The sequence below is a fragment of the Marinobacter sp. L-46 genome, from assembly GCF_056859535.1.
In genome coordinates, this window is the sequence record NZ_JBSXOP010000046.1 from 100,035 (window position 1) to 118,550 (window position 18,516).

The 18,516-nt window shown below is 59.0% G+C and carries 22 protein-coding genes; 17 read left to right on the forward strand and 5 right to left on the reverse strand.

All coding sequences use genetic code 11. The features are described from left to right. Window positions 1-12: 12 nt before the first annotated feature. The gene (locus AC13DJ_RS05755) at window positions 13-957 is read right to left on the reverse strand and encodes a DMT family transporter (protein ID WP_094623763.1); all 945 of its coding nucleotides are present in this window, start codon (window positions 955-957) and stop codon (window positions 13-15) included. Between the two features lie 103 nt (window positions 958-1,060). Then, window positions 1,061-1,333, reverse strand: coding sequence for a ComEA family DNA-binding protein (locus tag AC13DJ_RS05760; protein ID WP_094623764.1), 273 nt, complete (start codon window positions 1,331-1,333; stop codon window positions 1,061-1,063). A 618-nt stretch (window positions 1,334-1,951) separates the two neighbouring features. On the opposite strand from AC13DJ_RS05760, the gene urtA reads away from it, so the two are divergent. The 16 genes from urtA to AC13DJ_RS05840 all read left to right on the forward strand — a co-directional run bounded on the left by urtA (window position 1,952) and on the right by AC13DJ_RS05840 (window position 15,739). After that, window positions 1,952-3,265, forward strand: a complete 1,314-nt coding sequence (urtA, locus tag AC13DJ_RS05765) for an urea ABC transporter substrate-binding protein (RefSeq protein ID WP_058341621.1) — start codon at window positions 1,952-1,954, stop codon at window positions 3,263-3,265. Window positions 3,266-3,343: 78 nt separating this feature from the next. Next, on the forward strand, window positions 3,344-4,948 hold the full coding sequence (urtB, locus tag AC13DJ_RS05770) for an urea ABC transporter permease subunit UrtB (protein WP_482933327.1): 1,605 nt from the start codon (window positions 3,344-3,346) through the stop codon (window positions 4,946-4,948). 3 nt (window positions 4,949-4,951) lie between these two features. Then, window positions 4,952-6,085, forward strand: coding sequence for an urea ABC transporter permease subunit UrtC (urtC, locus tag AC13DJ_RS05775; protein WP_474540607.1), 1,134 nt, complete (start codon window positions 4,952-4,954; stop codon window positions 6,083-6,085). Beyond that, window positions 6,082-6,906 carry an urea ABC transporter ATP-binding protein UrtD gene (gene urtD, locus AC13DJ_RS05780; protein WP_014422380.1) on the forward strand — a complete coding sequence of 275 codons (825 nt, stop codon included), beginning with the start codon at window positions 6,082-6,084 and terminating at the stop codon, window positions 6,904-6,906. Before urtC ends, urtD begins: the two co-directional genes overlap by 4 nt. Next, window positions 6,906-7,604: an urea ABC transporter ATP-binding subunit UrtE gene (urtE, locus tag AC13DJ_RS05785; RefSeq protein ID WP_288372669.1), complete on the forward strand. Its 699-nt coding sequence runs from the start codon at window positions 6,906-6,908 to the stop codon at window positions 7,602-7,604. The genes urtD and urtE overlap by 1 nt, the downstream gene beginning before the upstream one ends. Next, the gene (locus AC13DJ_RS05790) at window positions 7,601-8,497 is read left to right on the forward strand and encodes an urease accessory protein UreD (RefSeq protein ID WP_474540608.1); all 897 of its coding nucleotides are present in this window, start codon (window positions 7,601-7,603) and stop codon (window positions 8,495-8,497) included. Before urtE ends, AC13DJ_RS05790 begins: the two co-directional genes overlap by 4 nt. Window positions 8,498-8,522: 25 nt before the next feature. After that, on the forward strand, window positions 8,523-8,825 hold the full coding sequence (ureA, locus tag AC13DJ_RS05795) for an urease subunit gamma (protein ID WP_022992779.1): 303 nt from the start codon (window positions 8,523-8,525) through the stop codon (window positions 8,823-8,825). Between the two features lie 10 nt (window positions 8,826-8,835). Further along, window positions 8,836-9,153 (forward strand): urease subunit beta, encoded by a 318-nt coding sequence (locus tag AC13DJ_RS05800; RefSeq protein ID WP_474540609.1) that lies wholly within the window; start codon window positions 8,836-8,838, stop codon window positions 9,151-9,153. Between the two features lie 148 nt (window positions 9,154-9,301). After that, window positions 9,302-11,005 carry an urease subunit alpha gene (ureC, locus tag AC13DJ_RS05805; RefSeq protein ID WP_474540610.1) on the forward strand — a complete coding sequence of 568 codons (1,704 nt, stop codon included), beginning with the start codon at window positions 9,302-9,304 and terminating at the stop codon, window positions 11,003-11,005. Between the two features lie 62 nt (window positions 11,006-11,067). Next, on the forward strand, window positions 11,068-11,643 hold the full coding sequence (ureE, locus tag AC13DJ_RS05810) for an urease accessory protein UreE (protein WP_058341613.1): 576 nt from the start codon (window positions 11,068-11,070) through the stop codon (window positions 11,641-11,643). After that, window positions 11,615-12,343, forward strand: coding sequence for an urease accessory protein UreF (locus AC13DJ_RS05815; RefSeq protein WP_416225925.1), 729 nt, complete (start codon window positions 11,615-11,617; stop codon window positions 12,341-12,343). The genes ureE and AC13DJ_RS05815 overlap by 29 nt, the downstream gene beginning before the upstream one ends. A gap of 25 nt (window positions 12,344-12,368) precedes the next feature. Further along, on the forward strand, window positions 12,369-13,007 hold the full coding sequence (ureG, locus tag AC13DJ_RS05820; protein ID WP_036219814.1) for an urease accessory protein UreG: 639 nt from the start codon (window positions 12,369-12,371) through the stop codon (window positions 13,005-13,007). A 43-nt stretch (window positions 13,008-13,050) separates the two neighbouring features. Beyond that, window positions 13,051-13,626 (forward strand): HupE/UreJ family protein, encoded by a 576-nt coding sequence (locus AC13DJ_RS05825; RefSeq protein WP_011786431.1) that lies wholly within the window; start codon window positions 13,051-13,053, stop codon window positions 13,624-13,626. Window positions 13,627-13,788: 162 nt separating this feature from the next. Continuing rightward, window positions 13,789-14,577, forward strand: a complete 789-nt coding sequence (locus AC13DJ_RS05830) for a nuclease-related domain-containing protein (RefSeq protein ID WP_199456691.1) — start codon at window positions 13,789-13,791, stop codon at window positions 14,575-14,577. Between the two features lie 77 nt (window positions 14,578-14,654). Further along, entirely contained in the window at window positions 14,655-15,200 is a 546-nt protein-coding gene (locus AC13DJ_RS05835; protein ID WP_199456692.1) for a PIN domain-containing protein, read from the forward strand. 41 nt (window positions 15,201-15,241) lie between these two features. Then, on the forward strand, window positions 15,242-15,739 hold the full coding sequence (locus AC13DJ_RS05840; protein ID WP_206768823.1) for a hypothetical protein: 498 nt from the start codon (window positions 15,242-15,244) through the stop codon (window positions 15,737-15,739). An 11-nt stretch (window positions 15,740-15,750) separates the two neighbouring features. On the opposite strand, the gene AC13DJ_RS05845 is transcribed toward AC13DJ_RS05840, so the two are convergent. Then, entirely contained in the window at window positions 15,751-16,923 is a 1,173-nt protein-coding gene (locus AC13DJ_RS05845) for a PDDEXK family nuclease (protein ID WP_199456694.1), read from the reverse strand. 223 nt (window positions 16,924-17,146) lie between these two features. On the opposite strand from AC13DJ_RS05845, the gene AC13DJ_RS05850 reads away from it, so the two are divergent. Continuing rightward, complete coding sequence (locus tag AC13DJ_RS05850; RefSeq protein WP_011786425.1) at window positions 17,147-17,413, forward strand: DksA/TraR family C4-type zinc finger protein; 267 nt, start codon at window positions 17,147-17,149, stop codon at window positions 17,411-17,413. Window positions 17,414-17,689: 276 nt separating this feature from the next. Here the strand turns inward: AC13DJ_RS05850 and AC13DJ_RS05855 are convergent, their stop codons facing one another. Both AC13DJ_RS05855 and AC13DJ_RS05860 read right to left on the reverse strand, forming a co-directional pair. After that, window positions 17,690-18,025, reverse strand: coding sequence for a type II toxin-antitoxin system RelE/ParE family toxin (locus AC13DJ_RS05855; RefSeq protein ID WP_474541253.1), 336 nt, complete (start codon window positions 18,023-18,025; stop codon window positions 17,690-17,692). A 5-nt stretch (window positions 18,026-18,030) separates the two neighbouring features. Then, window positions 18,031-18,327 carry a type II toxin-antitoxin system ParD family antitoxin gene (locus AC13DJ_RS05860; protein ID WP_474541254.1) on the reverse strand — a complete coding sequence of 99 codons (297 nt, stop codon included), beginning with the start codon at window positions 18,325-18,327 and terminating at the stop codon, window positions 18,031-18,033. Between the last annotated feature and the right edge of the window lie 189 nt (window positions 18,328-18,516).

Consider the following 18,516-nt stretch of genomic DNA (forward strand, 5'->3'; position numbering starts at 1 on the left):
GTAGCCCCGGTATCAGTGCTCGGCACTGGTATCCGGGGATTTGCCATAGCGGGAGGCCACGATCACCGCAATGGTCAGAATCAGTGCTCCGGCAATACCGACAGGCCCCAACACTTCCCCCAGAATCACCCAGGCCAGCAGCGCCACAAACAGCGGCTCCAGCGTTACGATAATGCTGGACAAGGTTGCTGGTGTGGTTTTCATACCGCTAAAAAAGCTCACATAGCCGATGCAGGTGGGCACCACGCCGATGTAGACAATCATCAGCCAGTGCTTCAGCCCGAGAGTGTCCAGCCCTTCAAAACCTCCACTGAATGCAACCACCGGCAACAGCAGTAACGCTGCCGTGGCAAAGCAGATAAACGCTGTTGTGAATACCGGTGTGCCGGCAGAGTTGTAGCGGCTGGTCAGTGTGAAGCCGGTATAGACGGCGGCAGCCAGCAACGCCATCAGAATACCTGCAAGGCGCAGTGAACCGGCGGTATCCATATCGCTGACCACCAGCATGCCGGTGCCGGCAATGGCGGCGAGTGCTGCGATGACCGTCAGCAGGTTCGGTTTTTCCCCGAGCAGCGGCGCGGCCAGAATGGCCACCAGGACGGGCGGCAGGCACAGGGAAATCAGGGTGGCAATGCCAGCGCCGGTCAGGTCGACGGCCAGCAGGTAGCTGCCCTGGTAAAACGCCTGGAACAGGCCAAGAGCGGCCAATGGCAGAAAGGCTTTCAGGTCCAGCGAACGGAGCGAGCTGCCGGCAACCTGCTGGCCGGGGTGGGTGGCAACCAGTTGCTTCTGCTCCCGGCGCATCAGCAGCCAGAAGAAGGGCAGGGCAACCACCAGCCGAAGAAAACCGAGGGTGATGGCCTCAAGCTCTGTGCCGGTAAACAGAAACTTGGCAACAATGCCTGTGGTGGCCCAGAGCAGCGCGGCCAGGGCAATCAAAAGGGCGCCTTGAATCATCTGAATCTGCCGGATTGGTGTGGGTTGGCCGGCAAGGGTAGCAGCGGCAGCATGGCTGCGCCAGAGGGGCAGGGAAGGGCAGCCGGGGCTGCCCGACAGGGTCTTACTCTACGGCGAGCCGCTCGGCATTCTTCTCAACCGTACGGGCACCAATACCTTTCACCTTGGCAAGCTCTTCGGTGGCGGAAAACGGGCCGTTTTCTTCGCGGTAAGTGATGATCGCCTGTGCCTTGGCTTCGCCAATACCGTTCAGCGAGGCCAGGGTAGCTACATCGGCTGTATTGATATTGATGGTTTCAGCTTCGTTGGCGTAGGCAAAGCCGGTGGCCAGGCTGAACAGCAAAACGAGGGTTGCCAGAAGGGTGTTGTGTTTCATCGGAGAACTCCTGAGTGTCGATAATGTTGTTATGAACAGTCAGGTATGACAGCGAGTGGTTGCTGGTAGGGCGGTAGGTAGGTGTTGGAGCCTGAGTGCACGGAATGGGACTACGATCCGTGTAGTCCCGACATTCCGTGGCTGACCCCTGCCTGATCCGTCAGGCGCGCATCATCCTGAGCACTTCGTCCTTGCATTCATCCTTGCAGCCCTGTCCTTCGGGCAACTCCTGAATCCGTGGAGTTTCCATCCCTGAGCCAACGTCCGTGCTGGCTTATCATCCCTGACAACCGCCATTTTACTGAACATGAGTGGGGGAAATACCGGACATCGGCTCGTTGGTGTGTGCGAGATGTCTTACATTGTTGTGAGTATTTCGGTGAATTTGGGTTCATGGTTTGGGTGCTGCGAGCGTCGTGCACACAAACAGCGCGCTTGGTTGCCCAGTGCACTAAATTGAAGCAAAGGTTAGTGCGCTATCTTGTGGCGCGATTACGAAATGCGCGATGAACAATATATAACATGATGTTTTTAAAGTATTTTCTGTGGTGTTGGAACAGCTGATGCTATGGGGTTCAGGCGTTGACGACTCATAACCCAACGAAAAGGACGCACAACATGAGCATCAAAAAACACGTGAAACTGGGCCTCTCTGCATTGGCGCTGTCTGTCTCTTTCGGTTCCATCAATACCGCGTTTGCCGCCGAAGACCCCATCAAGGTGGGTATTCTCCATTCCCTGTCCGGCACCATGGCCATCAGTGAAACCGCGCTGAAAGACACCATGCTGATGCTGATTGAAAAGCAGAACGCCGCCGGTGGCGTACTTGGCCGCCAGCTGGAGCCGGTGGTGGTTGACCCCGCTTCCAACTGGCCGCTGTTCGCGGAGAAAGCCCGTGAGCTGCTGGAGAAAGAAAAGGTCGACGTGATCTTCGGTAACTGGACCTCGGTGTCCCGTAAATCCGTATTGCCAGTGGTTGAGGAGCTGAACGGCCTGTTGTTCTACCCGGTTCAGTACGAGGGTGAGGAATCATCTGAAAACGTGTTCTACACCGGTGCGGCGCCCAACCAGCAGGCGATTCCAGCGGTTGATTACCTGATGAACGATCTGGGTGTTGAGCGCTGGGTGCTGGCGGGCACCGACTACGTTTACCCACGCACCACCAACAAGATTCTGGAAACCTACCTGAAAGACAAAGGTGTGGCCGCCGGCGACATCATGATCAACTACACGCCTTTCGGCCACTCTGACTGGCAGACCATCGTGTCTGACATCAAGAAATTCGGCAGCGCCGGCAAGAAGACCGCCGTGGTCTCCACCATCAACGGCGACGCCAACGTGCCCTTCTACCGTGAACTGGGCAACCAGGGCATTTCCGCCACCGACATTCCCGTGGTTGCGTTCTCCGTGGGTGAACAGGAACTCTCCGGCATCGACACCGCTCCGCTGGTTGGCCACCTGGCTGCCTGGAACTACTTCATGAGCGTGGATAACGACGCCAACTACGACTTCATCGACGCCTGGGTTGCCTACAAGGGCGACGATGCCGCCGTCACCAACGACCCGATGGAAGCCCACTACATCGGTTTCAACATGTACGTTGAAGCGGTGAAGAAAGCCGGCACCGCCGACGTGGATGAAGTGAAAGACGCCATCATCGGTGTGAGCGTACCGAACCTTACCGGCGGATACGCCACCATGATGCCGAACCATCACATCACCAAGCCGGTGCTGATTGGCGAGATCCAGGACAACGGCCAGTTCTCCGTGGTCTGGGAAACCCCGTCTACCGTGGCTGGCGATGCCTGGTCTGACTTCCTGCCAGGTTCCAAGGACCTGATCAGTGACTGGCGGGCGCCTCTGCGCTGCGGCAACTTCAACGTGGTCACCGGCAAGTGCGGTGGTGGCTCGGCTGACGTGGCCTCCAACTAAGCTCCAACCGGGCACAGCCGGGCAGGCCAGAGCCTGCCCGGCACCGCTCCCGAATTCCCAAGCCAACAGGAATGAATCATGAGCATTCACCGATTGCTCGCCAGGATGGCATTGGCTGTCTGTCTGGCCCTAGGGGCCACACTGGCGAATGCCCAGGCGCAGACGAATGCGCCCGAAGCGCTGCTGAAACGGCTCGTAGAAGCAGGACAAGCTGAAAAAACCGACTTACTCAAAGCCCTCTCCGAAACTGGCGATGAACGCGCCCGGGGCTGGCTGGAAGCCGTTCGTGACGGCAAACTCGCGATGATTGAAGACACCGGTGTCCTGGTAATTGTGGTTAATAACCGGGGCCGTAACTGGCAGATCGCCGACGCGCTGACCGGCGAAGACCTGGGTGAAATGTCGCGCCGGGATCTGCAAAGCCTGCGGGTAAACAACGCCCTGCGGGCCGACATCGAGGGCATCCTCTCGGTGATCGACCTGACCGTGGCCGACCCCGGCCAACGCCTTGATGCCGCGCGCAATCTGCTGGGCGACGTGAATGAAGCGCTGGCCACCCAGTTGCAGGCCCGCCTGCAGGTGGAAGACAACGAGCGGGTGCGTGACATGCTCACCAATGCCCTGGCCATTTACCAGGTGGAGCAGGGCGATGTTGAGGCGGTTGCCACTTTGTCCGGCAGCCTGAACCCGACCGTGCGTGCCGCCCTGAATAATGCTGTGAACAGCGATGACCCCGCGCTGGCGGCTGCGGCCGAGGAAGCCCTGGCCAGCATTGAACAGAAACTGAAACTCAACCGCGCTGCCGAGACCCTGTATTTTGGCCTGTCCCTCGGCTCGGTACTGGTGCTGGCCGCCATTGGCCTGGCCATCACGTTTGGTGTGATGGGCGTGATCAACATGGCCCATGGCGAGCTGATCATGCTTGGTGCCTACACCACCTGGGGCATGCAGCAGCTGTTCCCGGGCCAGCCCGGCCCGGCCCTGATCCTGTCCATCCCGGCCGGTTTCCTCGTGGCGGCGCTGGCGGGCATCGCCATCGAACGCAGCGTTATCCAGTACCTGAAGGGCCGCCCGCTGGAAACCCTGCTGGCCACCTTCGGCATCAGCCTGATTCTTCAACAACTGGTGCGTACCGTGATTTCCCCCCTCAACCGCACCGTGGTCACGCCCGAGTGGATGAGCGGCTCAATCATGGTGAACGAGGCGTTGTCGCTCACCCTGAATCGCCTGTACGTGATCGGCTTTGCCCTGGTGGTATTCGCCGGGCTGATGCTGATCATGCGCAAGACCCGCCTGGGCCTGGAAGTCCGTGCTGTTACCCAGAACCGGGCCATGGCCCGCTCCATGGGCATTAAAGCCACCAAAGTGGACATCATGACCTTCGCCCTGGGCTCCGGCGTTGCCGGGCTGGCGGGTGTGGCCCTGTCGCAGATCACCAACGTCGGCCCCAACCTGGGCCAGAACTACATCATCGATTCCTTCATGGTGGTGGTGTTCGGGGGCGTGGGCAATCTCTGGGGCACCCTCATTGCCGGGCTTTCCCTGGGTACCATCAACCAGCTGCTGGAACCCTGGGCGGGGGCGGTCCTCGCCAAAATCATGGTGCTGGTGCTGATCATCCTGTTCATTCAAAAGCGGCCACGCGGGCTATTCCCGCAGAAAGGCCGTGCGGCGGAGGGCTGAGTTATGGCGACATCACAAACCTGGCTGCTTCGGCCCTTTCAGGAGCGTTCCACCCAGCTTTTCCTTGGCGTTCTGTTCGCCGCCCTGGCCCTGGTTACCTTCCTGCACCTGTTTATGCCGGAAGACAGCGCCCTGCACGTAAGCGCCTACACCGTCACCCTGCTGGGCAAATACCTCTGTTACGCCCTGCTGGCGGTAGCGGTAGACCTGGTGTGGGGTTACCTGGGTATTCTCAGCCTGGGCCATGGCGCCTTCTTTGCTCTCGGTGGCTACGCCATGGGCATGTACCTGATGCGCCAGATTGGTGATCGTGGCGTGTATGGCGATCCTGTATTGCCAGACTTCATGGTGTTCCTGAACTGGCAGGAGCTGCCCTGGTACTGGCAGGGCTTCGACATGGCCTGGTTCGCCTTCATCATGGTGCTGCTGGCCCCGGGCCTGCTGGCGCTGGTGTTCGGCTTCCTGGCGTTCCGCTCCCGGGTAACCGGCGTGTACCTGTCCATCATCACCCAGGCTCTGACCTTTGCCCTGATGCTGGCGTTCTTCCGCAACGAGATGGGCTTCGGTGGCAACAACGGCCTGACCGACTTCAAAGACATCCTTGGATTTGACCTGCGCAGCGATGCCACCCGGCTTGGCCTGTTCCTGGCAACCGGCATCGCGCTGGCAGTGGGCTATGTCGTGTGCCGGGCCATTGTCACCAGCAAGCTGGGCCGGGTCAGCGTGGCCTGCCGCGACGCTGAAGCCCGTACCCGGTTCCTCGGCTACCGGGTGGAACGGGTGCAGCTGTTCGTGTTTGTGGTCTCCGCCATGCTGGCGGGCGTGGCCGGGGCCTTGTACGTGCCCCAGGTGGGCATTATCAACCCCAGCGAATTCTCGCCGCTGTTCTCCATCGAAATCGTGGTGTGGGTTGCCCTCGGTGGCCGCGCCACCCTGTATGGCGCGGTTATCGGCGCCTTGCTGGTGAACTACGCCAAGACCGTGTTCACCGGCATCATGCCGGACGCCTGGCTGTTCGCCCTGGGCGCGCTGTTCGTGCTGGTGACGGTGTTTCTGCCCAAGGGCATTGCCGGGCTGTTGCAGAAACGCCGCCAGAAGGGCGATGACCAACCCGGCGCTCAGGAGGCCACCGCATGAGCATCTTTGAACAACTTGCCAACCGGGACCAGGTGTTTGAGTTTCTCACCCCCGTGGCCTCGCCGGTTGACGTGCGGCACGGCCCGATCCTGTACATGGAAGACGTGAGCGTGAGCTTCGATGGCTTCAAGGCCATCAACAACCTCAACCTCACCATCGACGACGGCGAGCTGCGCTGCATCATCGGCCCCAACGGGGCGGGTAAAACCACCATGATGGACATCATCACCGGTAAAACCCGGCCCGATACCGGCTCGGTGTGGTTCGGCAGCCGCCACAACCTGCTGCGCATGAACGAGCCGGATATTGCCACCCTGGGCATTGGCCGCAAGTTCCAGAAGCCCACCGTGTTCGAGGCGCTGACCGTATTCGAAAACCTCGAACTGGCCATGGCCGCCGACAAACGCATCCTGCCCACCCTGACCGCCATCATGACCGCGGAATACCGGGACCGGATTGACGAAATCCTTGAAATGATCGGCTTGCAGGCGCTGCGCGACAAGCCCGCCGGCATCCTCTCCCACGGCCAGAAACAGTGGCTGGAGATCGGCATGCTGCTGATGCAGAAACCCCGGCTGCTGCTGGTGGACGAGCCCGTGGCCGGCATGACCGAACAGGAAATGGAACGCACCGCTGAACTGCTCACCAGTCTCGCGGGCAAGCAGTCCGTGGTGGTGGTGGAGCACGACATGGGCTTTGTGCGCTCCATTGCCCGCAAAGTCACCGTACTGCACCAGGGCAGCGTGCTGGCCGAAGGCACCATGGACCAGGTCTCCAACGACCCGGACGTGATCAAGGTGTATCTCGGGGAGGAGGCCTGATGCTCAAGATTGAAAAGCTCAACCAGTTCTACGGCGAAAGCCACACGCTCTGGGATCTGGAGCTGGACGTGCCCCAGGGCCAGTGTACCTGCGTGATGGGCCGCAACGGCGTAGGCAAGACCACTCTGATGAAATGCATCATGGGCGAGGAAACCGTGAAAAGCGGTGCCATCGAGTTTGCCCGGGATGTGGAACTCACCAAAAAGAAAATCGAGGACCGCTCCCGCCTGGGCATCGGCTACGTGCCCCAGGGCCGGCAGATCTTCCCGCTGCTGACCGTGGAGGAAAACCTGCGCACCGGCCTGGCGGTGCGGGCCGATGGCAGTAAGCAAATCCCCGAGCGCATCTACGAACTCTTCCCGGTGCTGAAAGAAATGAAACACCGCCGGGGCGGCGATCTCTCCGGCGGCCAGCAGCAACAGCTGGCCATTGGCCGGGCGCTGGTGATTGAGCCGAGACTGCTGATCCTCGACGAGCCGGGGGAGGGCATCCAGCCCAACATCGTGGCTCAGATTGGCGAAGTGATTCGCCGGTTGATTGAAGAAGACGGCCTGACCGTGCTGCTGGTGGAACAGAAACTGCCGTTCGCCCGCAAATACGCCGACCGCTTCGCCATCCTCGACCGGGGCCGGCGCGTGGCCGAAGGCGATATTGCCGGGCTGACCGATGAACTCATCAAACAGCACCTGACCGTATGACCGCCTACCAAGCCATCGACCGCCACGCCTCCGGCCACCGTTTCGACACGGAACGGCGCTGGGCGGCGGCCCTGGAACTGGGCTTTGAGGCACGTACCGAGAGCGAACCTGCGCCGGTAACCCGGTTGGTGCGCCGGCGCCACCATGGTCCACTGCGGGTGCAGCGCCCCTTCTACCCGGAGGGCAAAACCGGCTGCTGTCATGTGTACCTGCTGCATCCCCCAGGTGGCATGGTGAGCGGCGACGAACTGCGCATCGAAGCCTCTGTGGCCGAAGGTGGGCATGCGCTTTTGACCACCCCGGCCGCAGCGAAACTGTACAAGGCCGACAGCCATGGCGTGGCCTGGGGCCAGCACACCCGGTTGCAGGTAGCCAAAGACGCGATCCTGGAATACCTGCCCCAGGAAACCATCGCCTTCGACGGCTCCCGTGGTTTGCAAACCACCACCATTGAACTGGAAACCGGCGCCCGAACCCTGGGCTGGGAAGTGCTCGCGCTGGGCCGCCCGGCCAGCGACCTGCCGTTTGCCACCGGCGAACTGGAACAGCGTTTCCATTTAAGCCTGGACGGCCAACCGCTGTGGCTGGAACGCCAGCTACTGGACCCGAAACACCGCCGGTTCACCGGCCCCTGGGGCCAGGGCGGCGCCACTGTACAGGCGACCCTCTGGGCGGTCGGCCTGGACGACGAAGCCGCCGCCATCGAAGTGCTGAGAGCACATTTACCGGACCACAACCGCTGGGCCGTCACCCGGCGCCGGGGCGTGCTGCTACTGCGCTACCTGGGCACCGAACGCAACGAAGCCTGGGCCCTGTGCGAACAGGCCTGGCACCTGCTGCGCCCCATGCTCGCCAGCGTACCGGCACACACACCCAGAATCTGGCTTACCTGACGCATAAGAGACAACGGAGTCATCCATGGAACTCACCCCCAGAGACAAAGACAAGCTGCTGCTGTTCACCGCCGCCCTGCTGGCCGAACGCCGCAAAGCCAAAGGCCTGAAACTGAACTACCCCGAAGCGGTGGCCCTGATCAGCGCCGAAATCATGGAAGGCGCCCGCGAAGGCCGCACCGTGGCCGAACTGATGAGCGCCGGCACCGAAATCCTCACCCGCGAGGATGTGATGGACGGCGTCGCCGACATGGTGCACGAAGTCCAGGTGGAAGCCACCTTCCCGGACGGCACCAAACTGGTCACCGTCCACAACCCGATTGTTTGAGGAACGCGCCATGACCCCCGGTGAATGCCAACTCAAAGACGGTGACATCGAACTCTGCGCCGGCCGCGAACGCATCCAGCTGGACGTGGCCAACACCGGCGACCGCCCGGTGCAGATCGGCTCCCACTACCACTTCGCCGAAGCCAACCCGGCTCTGGATTTCGACCGCGCCAAAGCCCGCGGCTTCCGACTGGACGTGGCCGCCGGCACCGCCATTCGGTTTGAGCCCGGCCAGACCCGGTCTGTGACGCTGATTCCGTTTGCGGGGAAAAGGGAAATTTACGGTTTCAGAGCTGAGGTGATGGGGAGTTTGGACTCCAAGAACTAAGTCTGAGGTCCGGCGGGGGTTGCCCTTCCGGGAATGTGCGGAGGCATGGATGCCGGAGAACAAGCGCCACAGGGATGTGCCGCAAGGAGCGTTTCCCGGAAGGGCAACCCCCGCCGGGCCCGGCACCAAGATTAAAGTGAGAAAAAACATGAAAATCAGCAGACAAGCCTACGCCGACATGTACGGCCCCACCGTAGGGGATCGCGTCCGCCTGGGCGACACCGAACTGTGGATAGAAGTGGAAGAAGACCACACCCACTACGGCGACGAAGTAAAATTCGGCGGCGGCAAAGTCATCCGCGATGGCATGGGCCAGAGCCAGCGCTGCGACCACGAAGTGATGGACACCGTCATCACCAACGCCCTCATCCTCGACTGGTGGGGCATTGTCAAAGCCGACGTGGGCATCCAGAAAGGCCGCATCGCCGCCATCGGCAAAGCCGGCAACCCGGACACCCAGCCAGATGTGACCATCGTCATCGGCCCCGGCACCGAAATCATCGCCGGCGAAGGCAAAATCCTCACCGCCGGCGGCATCGACCCCCACATCCACTTCATCTGCCCCCAGCAGGTAGAAGAAGCCCTGATGAGCGGCGTGACCACCATGCTCGGCGGCGGTACCGGCCCGGCCACCGGCACCAACGCCACCACCTGTACCCCGGGCCCCTGGCACATCGGCAAGATGCTGCAGGCCGTGGACAGCCTGCCCATGAACATCGGCTTCCTGGGCAAGGGCAACGCCAGCCTGCCGGAAGCGCTGGAGCTGCAGGTAAAAGCCGGCGTGATCGGCCTCAAACTGCACGAAGACTGGGGCACCACTCCGGCCAGCATCGACAACTGCCTGACCGTGGCCGACCAGTACGATATCCAGGTGGCCATCCACACCGACACCCTGAACGAATCCGGCTTTGTGGAAGACACCCTGGCCGCCTTCAAAGGCCGCTGCATTCACACATTCCACACCGAAGGCGCCGGCGGCGGCCACGCCCCGGACATCATTACCGCCTGCTCAAAGGACTACGTGCTGCCGTCGTCCACCAACCCGACCCGGCCCTACACCGTGAACACCATCGACGAACACCTGGACATGCTGATGGTGTGCCACCACCTGGACCCGAACATCCCGGAAGACGTGGCCTTTGCCGATTCCCGCATCCGCCGGGAAACCATCGCGGCGGAAGACATCCTGCACGACATGGGCGTGATCTCCATGATCTCCTCCGACTCCCAGGCCATGGGCCGGGTGGGCGAGGTGATCTGCCGTACCTGGCAAACCGCCCACAAAATGAAAGTGCAGCGGGGCCTGTTGCCGGAAGACCAGGAGTGCGGCGCCGATAACTTCCGCGCCAAACGCTACATCGCCAAGTACACCATCAACTCCGCCATTACCCACGGCATCGCCCATGAGGTGGGCTCAGTGGAAGTGGGCAAGCTGGCGGATCTGGTGCTCTGGAGCCCCGCGTTCTTTGGTGTGAAGCCCGCCTGCATCCTCAAGGGCGGCATGATTGCCGCTGCCCCCATGGGCGACCCGAATGCCTCCATCCCCACGCCGCAGCCGGTGCACTATCGCCCCATGTTTGGCGCTTTCGGCAAAGCCGCCAGTGCCACGCGCCTGAGTTTTGTCAGCCAGGCTGCGCTGGACGCCAATATTGGCAAAGAACTGGGGCTGGACAGCCCGCTCTCCGCCTGCAAAGGCGTGCGGAGCGTGCGCAAGCAAGACATGAAACTGAACGACGCCTGCCCGCACCTGACCGTAGACCCGCAAACCTACGAAGTGCACGCCGATGGCGAATTGCTCACCTGCGAGCCAGCGACCGAACTGCCCCTGGCCCAGCGCTACCACCTTTTTTAATCAATACAGCCTAAGGCTGATTTTTAAGCAAGACAGCTCAAGGCTGGGAGAGGAACGAACGGATGTTGGAACTGATAAAACGCATTACCCAAGTAGACGCCAGCGAAATCCACGACAACCTGGTGCTGCCCTACGAACTGCGCATTCGCGGCCGCCTGCGGGCCACCACCGAAACCAACCTGGACGTGGGCCTGTTTCTGGACCGGGGCCCGGTGCTGAGAGATGGCGACCTGCTGGAAGCGAAATCCGGCGAGATCATCCGCATTCGCGCTGCCGAGGAGCGTGTGGTCACCGCCCGCGTAGAAACCGGCCTGCCGCTGGCCCGCTTGTGTTACCACCTGGGCAACCGCCACGTCACCCTGGCGATCGGTGAAGACGAGCAGGGCGCCTTCGTGCGCTTTCCGCCCGATCACGTATTGGAAGAGCTGGCCGAACGCCTGGGCGCCACCGTAGTGCACCACACCGCCACCTTCGACCCGGAACCCGGAGCCTACAACCAGGCCGGCCAGGGCCATTCGCACGGTCATAGCCATGGCCATTCCCACGCGGACTCTCATGAGCACTTGCACGGTAAAAGCCATGACCACACTCACGCTGCTGGACATACCCATGCTCACGGCCACAAACACACCCACTGAGCCCGCAGCCATGGCGGGTGAGGGCGAACCCGGCGGCGACCTGGCTTTGCTGGGGCTGATGCAGCTGGTCAGCCCGGCTTTGCCCATCGGCGCCTTTGCCTGGTCCCAGGGCCTGGAAAGTGCCTTTGAGCTGGGTTGGGTGAACAACGAAGCGGAACTGGCCCGGTGGATTGAAGGCGTACTGGAAGACGGCCTGAGCCGGTGCGAGTTGCCATTGCTGGCCCGGCTGCAAACCGCCTGGGCGAACGACGACGGCGCCACCATCGCGCAATGGAACCAGTGGCTGCACGCCACCCGGGAAACCGCAGAACTGAGCGACGAAGACACTCGCCTGGGCGGTGCCCTTAAAACCCTGCTGGGCAACCTCAACCTGCTGCCGGAGAGAACCCTGATTCCGGCCGAGCCCGGCTACATCACCCTGTTTGCCTGGGCCGCCCAGATGCGCCGGGTGCCGGTGCGGCAAACCCTGCTGGGCTTTGCCTGGGCCTGGCTGGAAAACCAGCTGGCGGTGGCCTGCAAAGCTTTACCCCTGGGCCACACCGCCGCCCAACGGATTATCGAACAACTGCGCCCGGCACTGGTGATTGCCGCCGACCAGGCGCTGGCACGGCAAGACCACGAACTCGGGCCCATCCTGCCGGGCCTCGCGCTCGGCAGTGCCCTGCATGAAACCCAGTATTCACGGCTTTTCAGAAGCTGAATAAAAACATCAAGGAGATACAGCCATGACACATTGTCTGAGAGTAGGCGTCGGCGGCCCGGTCGGGTCTGGTAAAACCGCATTGCTACGCCAGCTATGCACCGCCCTGCGGGACCACTACGACATCGCCGTGGTCACCAACGACATCTACACCCGGGAAGACGCCGACTTCCTGCTGCGCCACGAAGCCCTGGCCGCAGACCGCATCCTGGGCGTGGAAACTGGCGGTTGCCCGCACACGGCCATTCGCGAGGATGCCTCTATGAACCTGGCGGCCATTGACGACCTCCAGCGCCGCCATCCGGATCTGGAGTTGGTGCTGGTGGAATCCGGCGGCGACAACCTATCCGCCACCTTCAGTCCGGAGCTGAGCGACCTCACCCTGTACGTGATCGACGTGTCCGCCGGCGACAAGATCCCCCGTAAAGGTGGCCCCGGAATCACCAAATCCGACCTGCTGATCATCAACAAGATCGACATTGCCGAACAGGTACACGCCTCCCTGGAGGTAATGGAACGGGACAGCAAAAAAATGCGTGGCGAACGCCCCTTCGTGTTCACCAACCTGTACGACGGGGTAGGGCTGGACACCATCATCAGCTTCATTCTGGAGCGCGGCATGCTGCCGGAAAGGCGTCCTGAAAAACTGGCTGAAATGGCCTGAGCAAACGAACCAATACGATTACAGAACCACCAGGAGCAACACCATGAAACTGACTTCAAAACTTCTCGCCACCGCCGCGCTGCTGACAGCCTCCGCCACCGCCATGGCCCACCCCGGCCACACCGAAGGCGGCTTCACCAGCGGCCTGCTGCACCCCATGCTAGGCCTGGATCACTTGCTGGCTATGGCCGCCATCGGCTTCTGGAGCGTGCGCCAGAGCAAACTCATGAAAAACGCCACCCCCGCCTTCGTCATCGGCGGCATGGTATTCGGCGCCGCCCTGGCCTGGGGCGGCCTGAGCCTGCCAGGCGTGGAAACCGGCATCACCTTCTCGGTACTGGTGGCCGGTATCCTCATCGCCACCCTGGCCAAACTGCCCACCGCCGTGGGTGGCACCCTGGTTGGTGCGTTCATGCTGTTTCATGGCTTCGCCCATGGTGCGGAAATGCCGGAAGGCGCTACGTTGGCGGCCTACCTGGCCGGTTTCTCCATCGCCACCCTGGCCATCACGCTGGTTGGTCGTGGACTGGGTAGTTTGATGCTGAAGGCAGATAGCCGGTTTAGCCGGGGGATTGGGGGAGTGCTGGCGGTGGCGGGGGCTTACCTGGCCGCAGCTTGATTCCGTAGGCTATTCAGGAATGCAAAAAGCCGCCCGGGAAACCGCGCGGTTTTTCAGTATCACGTTTACAAAATTTGACCTTGACGGTATGGGAAGTTTCCTGAAAATTAGGTTAGTGTGTAGTTATAAGAAACGGATTGACGCCGCTGTTAAGGAAAACGGATGGACTTCGGCCAGCTATTCAACACCCTACTGAACTCTCTACCGAATCAAGTCTGGTATTTCGTACCGCTGTTCATCCTGTTACCCATTCTGAGAACGCCCTGGTTCAAAGGCAAAGCCGGCGAAGCCATGGTCAACCTCGCCGCGAAGCTGTTTCTCGATAAAACGCACTACCACCTCTTAAAAAACGTCACCCTGCCCACCGAAGACGGTACCACCCAGATCGATCACATCATTGTGTCCTGCTACGGCGTGTTCGTGGTGGAAACGAAGAACATGAAAGGCTGGATTTTCGGGAACGAGAAACAACGTTACTGGACCCAGAAGATCTATCGCCACTCCCAGAAATTCCAGAACCCGCTGCACCAGAACTACAAGCATGTGAAGACTTTGCAGAGCCTGCTGGGGCTCGGCGATGAGCAGGTAATTTCGTTGGTAGTGTTTGTGGGGGATTCAACTTTCAAAACTCCGATGCCGGACAACGTTGCTTACGGTGGTGGCTACATTCGCTTTATCAAATCACGCAAAGACGAAGTGCTCAGCGAAACGGAAGTTCAGGACATCGTCTCAAAAATCGAAACCGGGCGTTTGGCGGCAACCTTCCGGAACCATCGGCAGCATGTGGCCCATGTGAAGAGCATTGTGGAGCAGAAAGCGAGCGCGCCTAGGTGCCCCAAATGTCAGGGTGAAATGGTGAAGCGGACGGTGAAGCGTGGGGCAAATGCTGGGAAAGAGTTTTTTGGGTGTAAGGCGTTTCCCAGGTGTCGGGGGATTGTTGGTACTTTGTGATCGTAATAATGACAATGGACCTTTCCCCAATCTCGTGGATACGATTTTGATTGGCATCAAACACAGGGCGTTGAGTAATGAAGTGGGCTTTCATTGATTACGAGAACATCGGAAGTCTCGGCAAGGTCAATCTCTCCGAGTATGAGCGCGTCATCGTATTCCTCGGTGCGAAGCAGCCCAAGCTGGACTTCACGGAAACGAAGTACGACAAGCCGATTAACATGATGGTCGTTCAGTTAAAGGCCAGCCAGGCAAACAACCTGGACTTTCACCTCGCTTACTATCTGGGCAAATTGGACGGCCAGGCCGAGCGTTCGGTCGCGTTCGATGTGATCAGCAACGACACCGGTTTCTCGCCGTTGATTGCCCATATCAAGGCCAGTGGGCGGGCGTGCAAGCAAGTCAAGGTGGCAGGTGCCACGGGTGATGCGGAGAAATTGATCAAGAACCTCTCCGCGAAGCCCAAAGAGAAACGGCCTAAAAAGGTCACTGCGCTCCGCAATCACATTGCCTCTCACCTGCGCATTCAGGGCAATGAAATGGCTATCCAGAAGGCGGTTAATCTACTGGTGCAGGAGAAGTTTTTGAAAGTGTCGGATACTGGCGTGGAATATCTTGCCTGAAGGTCTAGCCACTGTCGGTGTCGCTAACGGAGTATGAAGTCTTGGACCCAGTAAGTTACGTTTTTGCTGCTTACCTCAACACTGTGCAGTCGACGGTCTCTAATCATTTCAGTGAAACCAGAAATCTCGAGGTGACGCCTGTTGTCGTCGAATACGAGGGAGTTCCCATCTCCTACCAGCATCAGATGTGGCGGGTTCGTCCCGAGAGTGTTTGTGCTAACTATAAGCAAAGGATTAGTCAATTTTCTGAATGCACTACCAAGGCATCGAGGTTGTTCAACGCGCTATGTTCGGAATTGAAGCAGACTAGTTCCAGTAACTGGCAGCAAGCGAAGTTCCAGACAATGTATTGCAACGCGGCGATATCTTTCAAACCCACGGTGGCGAATATCGGCGCGGCACCAGCGCTCTCTGGTTTGGATGAGGCCCGTCAGGCCTGCAATGCGGCGACAGTTTCAGCCATGGGGAATAGTGATCCCAGGCTGGCGCGAGAGCGGAATACGGCTTGTGATCACTACCGTGGCTTGAAGGAGCAGTAAGTATTTGGCGCTCAGTTGTCGAGGGCGCTCAACCTTTCCATGCGTGGCCGGAAGGCATTAACGAACGCATTCAGCGTTTCGGAAAAAAATGCTTTTACGCCTGGGTCAGATACCGGCGGCCAATCGCCCTCAATTCGCCGATGGGTGATGATCCGGCATTTTTTGTCATCCCATTCAACCGTCAACGGAAGTTCGCTATTGATAGCCTCTGCATCCTCTTTCAATTCCTGGTAGAGCGACAGCCCTTCTTCCGAGCTGGCCAGGCGCAAGAAGCAACCGATTTCAGACTTCGCCTTATAGAAATAGAGCGTTATCCAGGCTGTCGTTGAGGATGGCGGCATCGGGAAAAAGATGTTGCCTCTTGCTACCGGGTTGGCCATTGGCTGGTCGGGATCGTCGAGCCTGAGATCATCAATAAATGCTTTCCAAAACTGATGGTATTGAGTCATTAAAGACGATGGTTGGCTGGTGCTTCGATTATCTACCTGTGATGGTGTGTCGCCAAAGTCAGTAATGTATACCGTTCGCTGGATCTCTTTGGTTTGGAATAGCGTCCGAGGTTGTATGAAGGTCAGGTCTTGCTCTTCCGTTTGATAAACCGCGGTTTCGATCACTGCCAGCGTAAACTTCATATTCGCAGTGTTGTCGAGATACTGGATCATTGCCTGGGTGTCGCTTCTGATCCCATCGCCCGCTATCACCAGCATGAAGTCGCCCTGTGCCAGTGAGTTACTGATGCCATCAACGAATTCGGCTTCGTCGGTGTTTGGATAATGGTTTTGGACTAACGCATACGGGACGTTTCCTTTTTCTCCAGTCCTGCGTGAGACTTCCCGCTGCAGATCAGAGTAGCTCCAGTTCTGAAGCTCCTTTGCATAGTCCAGAATCTGGCCGATGACTTTTCTTCTGGCTTCCGGGTTTCTCCAGAGTTTGGTTTCAACAATGACCAATTTTCCCTGTGACGTTACGTAGACGATATCGATGGGGCCTGCGGCGGTATTCATTTCCATGCACAGGGGTACGACTTCTCGATACCCGGGATTGATCTCGCCAAAGGGGAGGCTTTGTGGATTCCTGAAAAGCTGTTCCTGCAGCCACTGTTCTGAAAAGCCTTCATTGAATGCCAGTCGGAGAAGGGGCCTGGTTTCGGCATTGCCGTCTATGAGAAAGGGAGTAGCCCGCAAGGTTCCTATCCTGTTTGGCTGGGTTTGCTTGCTATCCTAGTCCACAGGAGAAAGACTTAACAGGTTAGCGGTTGTTGCAACAAAGTCGGCGCGATGGTGATGCCGCAGTTGCGAAAGCATGGCTTGAAGCCGGAAGATGCCCGGATTGTGATGGGGCAGGTGAGGGCACCTTATCCTTTTGTTCCCTAGGCTGAATTTGTTCATTTGTTGATCGGAGAACGCTATGGCTGGTGGTTGGTCACGGGATGGCGCAGTTCAGGATCAGATAGACGCGAGCGTTGAAGACGAAGTGCAGCGGGCACGGAGCCAGCTTGGTGGCGGAGAGAGTGCGCGCTATTGTGATGAGTGTGACCGGGCGATTCCTGAAGCTCGCCGCAAGGCTATTCCGGGTGTACGGCTTTGTATTGCCTGCCAGTCCGCGCTTGAGAAGCAACAATCTACATCACGCGGCTTTAATCGGCGGGGCAGCAAGGATAGTCAGCTAAGGTGAGCACAATGACGGTCTCTATGGTTTCCCATTGAGTTTCGGCGCCCTGTTTATGGCAGATTCATTACTATCGTCCGTTTTTGCATCAACTTTCCTGAGCCCCCGTGGCGCAAGGGTGTCGCCTGGTTAACCCTAGGTTTCCAACATAGTTATCCACAGCTTTTGTGAGTAAAGTCTGGAACGGTTTGAACTAGCGGCGGTTTGACGGATACACGGTTAGGAAAACCGGAACTGAATTACGTTAACCCTTAGAGAACCAAAAATCAGATAGTTTGGTGGTTAGAGGTGCGCCTCAGGATCCATCCTTTGATGCAAAATCCGAAGAATGATAACGGACCGATTGTGGCTATCCTTTTTCATCCTAAGATAAAAGTGATGGGGCGAGGGTTTGCCTTTCCTTGCGAGCGGATAGGTAGCGATCCCGGCCCGAATTTCGGACCTGTGTTTCAGGAGTGGCGCGAGGTTTCCGGCTTCTTCAAGCTCCCTGATCGCCCTCTCGATTTGCTCGGTGTATCGTATCAGCTGCAGTGTCCCGAATTCTTCAAGGGTGGTCTCAAGAATATCGTCGAGATCGGCTAGAGCAGTGTCTGTGAGCGTAACCTTCCATGGTTTCATCGTAATCAGGTATCCCGTTTTTTCCTGATGGCTTGCTCTGCACGTTCAGAAAGGTACGTAGCGAAATCGTCACCCGTGAATGTCCTGGTTTTGCCTGCCTCTAGGTCTTCCTGGCCCGTATTTATGGCGGCTCTGAGGTCATTCATCTTCGTGACGTATTGGGACTCGGCTTCTTCGACCATTCTCAGGCCGGCTCGAAGTACCTCACTCGCATTTTGATAACGGCCCGAGGCAACCAGGTGATCGACTACCTGGGATTGATGGTCCGTGAGCACTATGTTTCTCGTCGCCATGAGAGTCATCCTGTCAGCGTTGCATTGGCATAATATGCCAATGCATGGGTTTGCTGTCTAGCCCGGATTTCTCATAGTGCTCCAACAACCTTCGCAGACCAAGCCTGGTAGTGCCAGATCCGAGTGGTCATGGTCGAAGTTGGCGATTATTTAGCCAGTTTCCGGCATTCAGGCACAACTCCCCCTTTCCCCCATTGG

Bases quoted from the DNA above. Each gene is read 5' to 3' on its own strand.
- AC13DJ_RS05850 (WP_011786425.1), top strand. From the start codon at position 17,147: ATGGCTGGTGGTTGGTCACGGGATGGCGCAGTTCAGGATCAGATAGAC.
- AC13DJ_RS05800 (WP_474540609.1), top strand. From the start codon at position 8,836: ATGACCCCCGGTGAATGCCAACTCAAAGACGGTGACATCGAACTCTGC.
- urtC (WP_474540607.1), top strand. From the start codon at position 4,952: ATGGCGACATCACAAACCTGGCTGCTTCGGCCCTTTCAGGAGCGTTCC.
- urtE (WP_288372669.1), top strand. From the start codon at position 6,906: ATGCTCAAGATTGAAAAGCTCAACCAGTTCTACGGCGAAAGCCACACG.
- AC13DJ_RS05855 (WP_474541253.1), bottom strand. From the start codon at position 18,025: ATGAAACCATGGAAGGTTACGCTCACAGACACTGCTCTAGCCGATCTC.
- AC13DJ_RS05755 (WP_094623763.1), bottom strand. From the start codon at position 957: ATGATTCAAGGCGCCCTTTTGATTGCCCTGGCCGCGCTGCTCTGGGCC.
- AC13DJ_RS05760 (WP_094623764.1), bottom strand. From the start codon at position 1,333: ATGAAACACAACACCCTTCTGGCAACCCTCGTTTTGCTGTTCAGCCTG.
- urtB (WP_482933327.1), top strand. From the start codon at position 3,344: ATGAGCATTCACCGATTGCTCGCCAGGATGGCATTGGCTGTCTGTCTG.
- AC13DJ_RS05825 (WP_011786431.1), top strand. From the start codon at position 13,051: ATGAAACTGACTTCAAAACTTCTCGCCACCGCCGCGCTGCTGACAGCC.
- urtA (WP_058341621.1), top strand. From the start codon at position 1,952: ATGAGCATCAAAAAACACGTGAAACTGGGCCTCTCTGCATTGGCGCTG.
- AC13DJ_RS05790 (WP_474540608.1), top strand. From the start codon at position 7,601: ATGACCGCCTACCAAGCCATCGACCGCCACGCCTCCGGCCACCGTTTC.
- ureG (WP_036219814.1), top strand. From the start codon at position 12,369: ATGACACATTGTCTGAGAGTAGGCGTCGGCGGCCCGGTCGGGTCTGGT.
- AC13DJ_RS05860 (WP_474541254.1), bottom strand. From the start codon at position 18,327: ATGACTCTCATGGCGACGAGAAACATAGTGCTCACGGACCATCAATCC.
- AC13DJ_RS05830 (WP_199456691.1), top strand. From the start codon at position 13,789: ATGGACTTCGGCCAGCTATTCAACACCCTACTGAACTCTCTACCGAAT.
- AC13DJ_RS05835 (WP_199456692.1), top strand. From the start codon at position 14,655: ATGAAGTGGGCTTTCATTGATTACGAGAACATCGGAAGTCTCGGCAAG.
- ureA (WP_022992779.1), top strand. From the start codon at position 8,523: ATGGAACTCACCCCCAGAGACAAAGACAAGCTGCTGCTGTTCACCGCC.
- urtD (WP_014422380.1), top strand. From the start codon at position 6,082: ATGAGCATCTTTGAACAACTTGCCAACCGGGACCAGGTGTTTGAGTTT.
- AC13DJ_RS05815 (WP_416225925.1), top strand. From the start codon at position 11,615: ATGCTCACGGCCACAAACACACCCACTGAGCCCGCAGCCATGGCGGGT.
- ureC (WP_474540610.1), top strand. From the start codon at position 9,302: ATGAAAATCAGCAGACAAGCCTACGCCGACATGTACGGCCCCACCGTA.
- ureE (WP_058341613.1), top strand. From the start codon at position 11,068: ATGTTGGAACTGATAAAACGCATTACCCAAGTAGACGCCAGCGAAATC.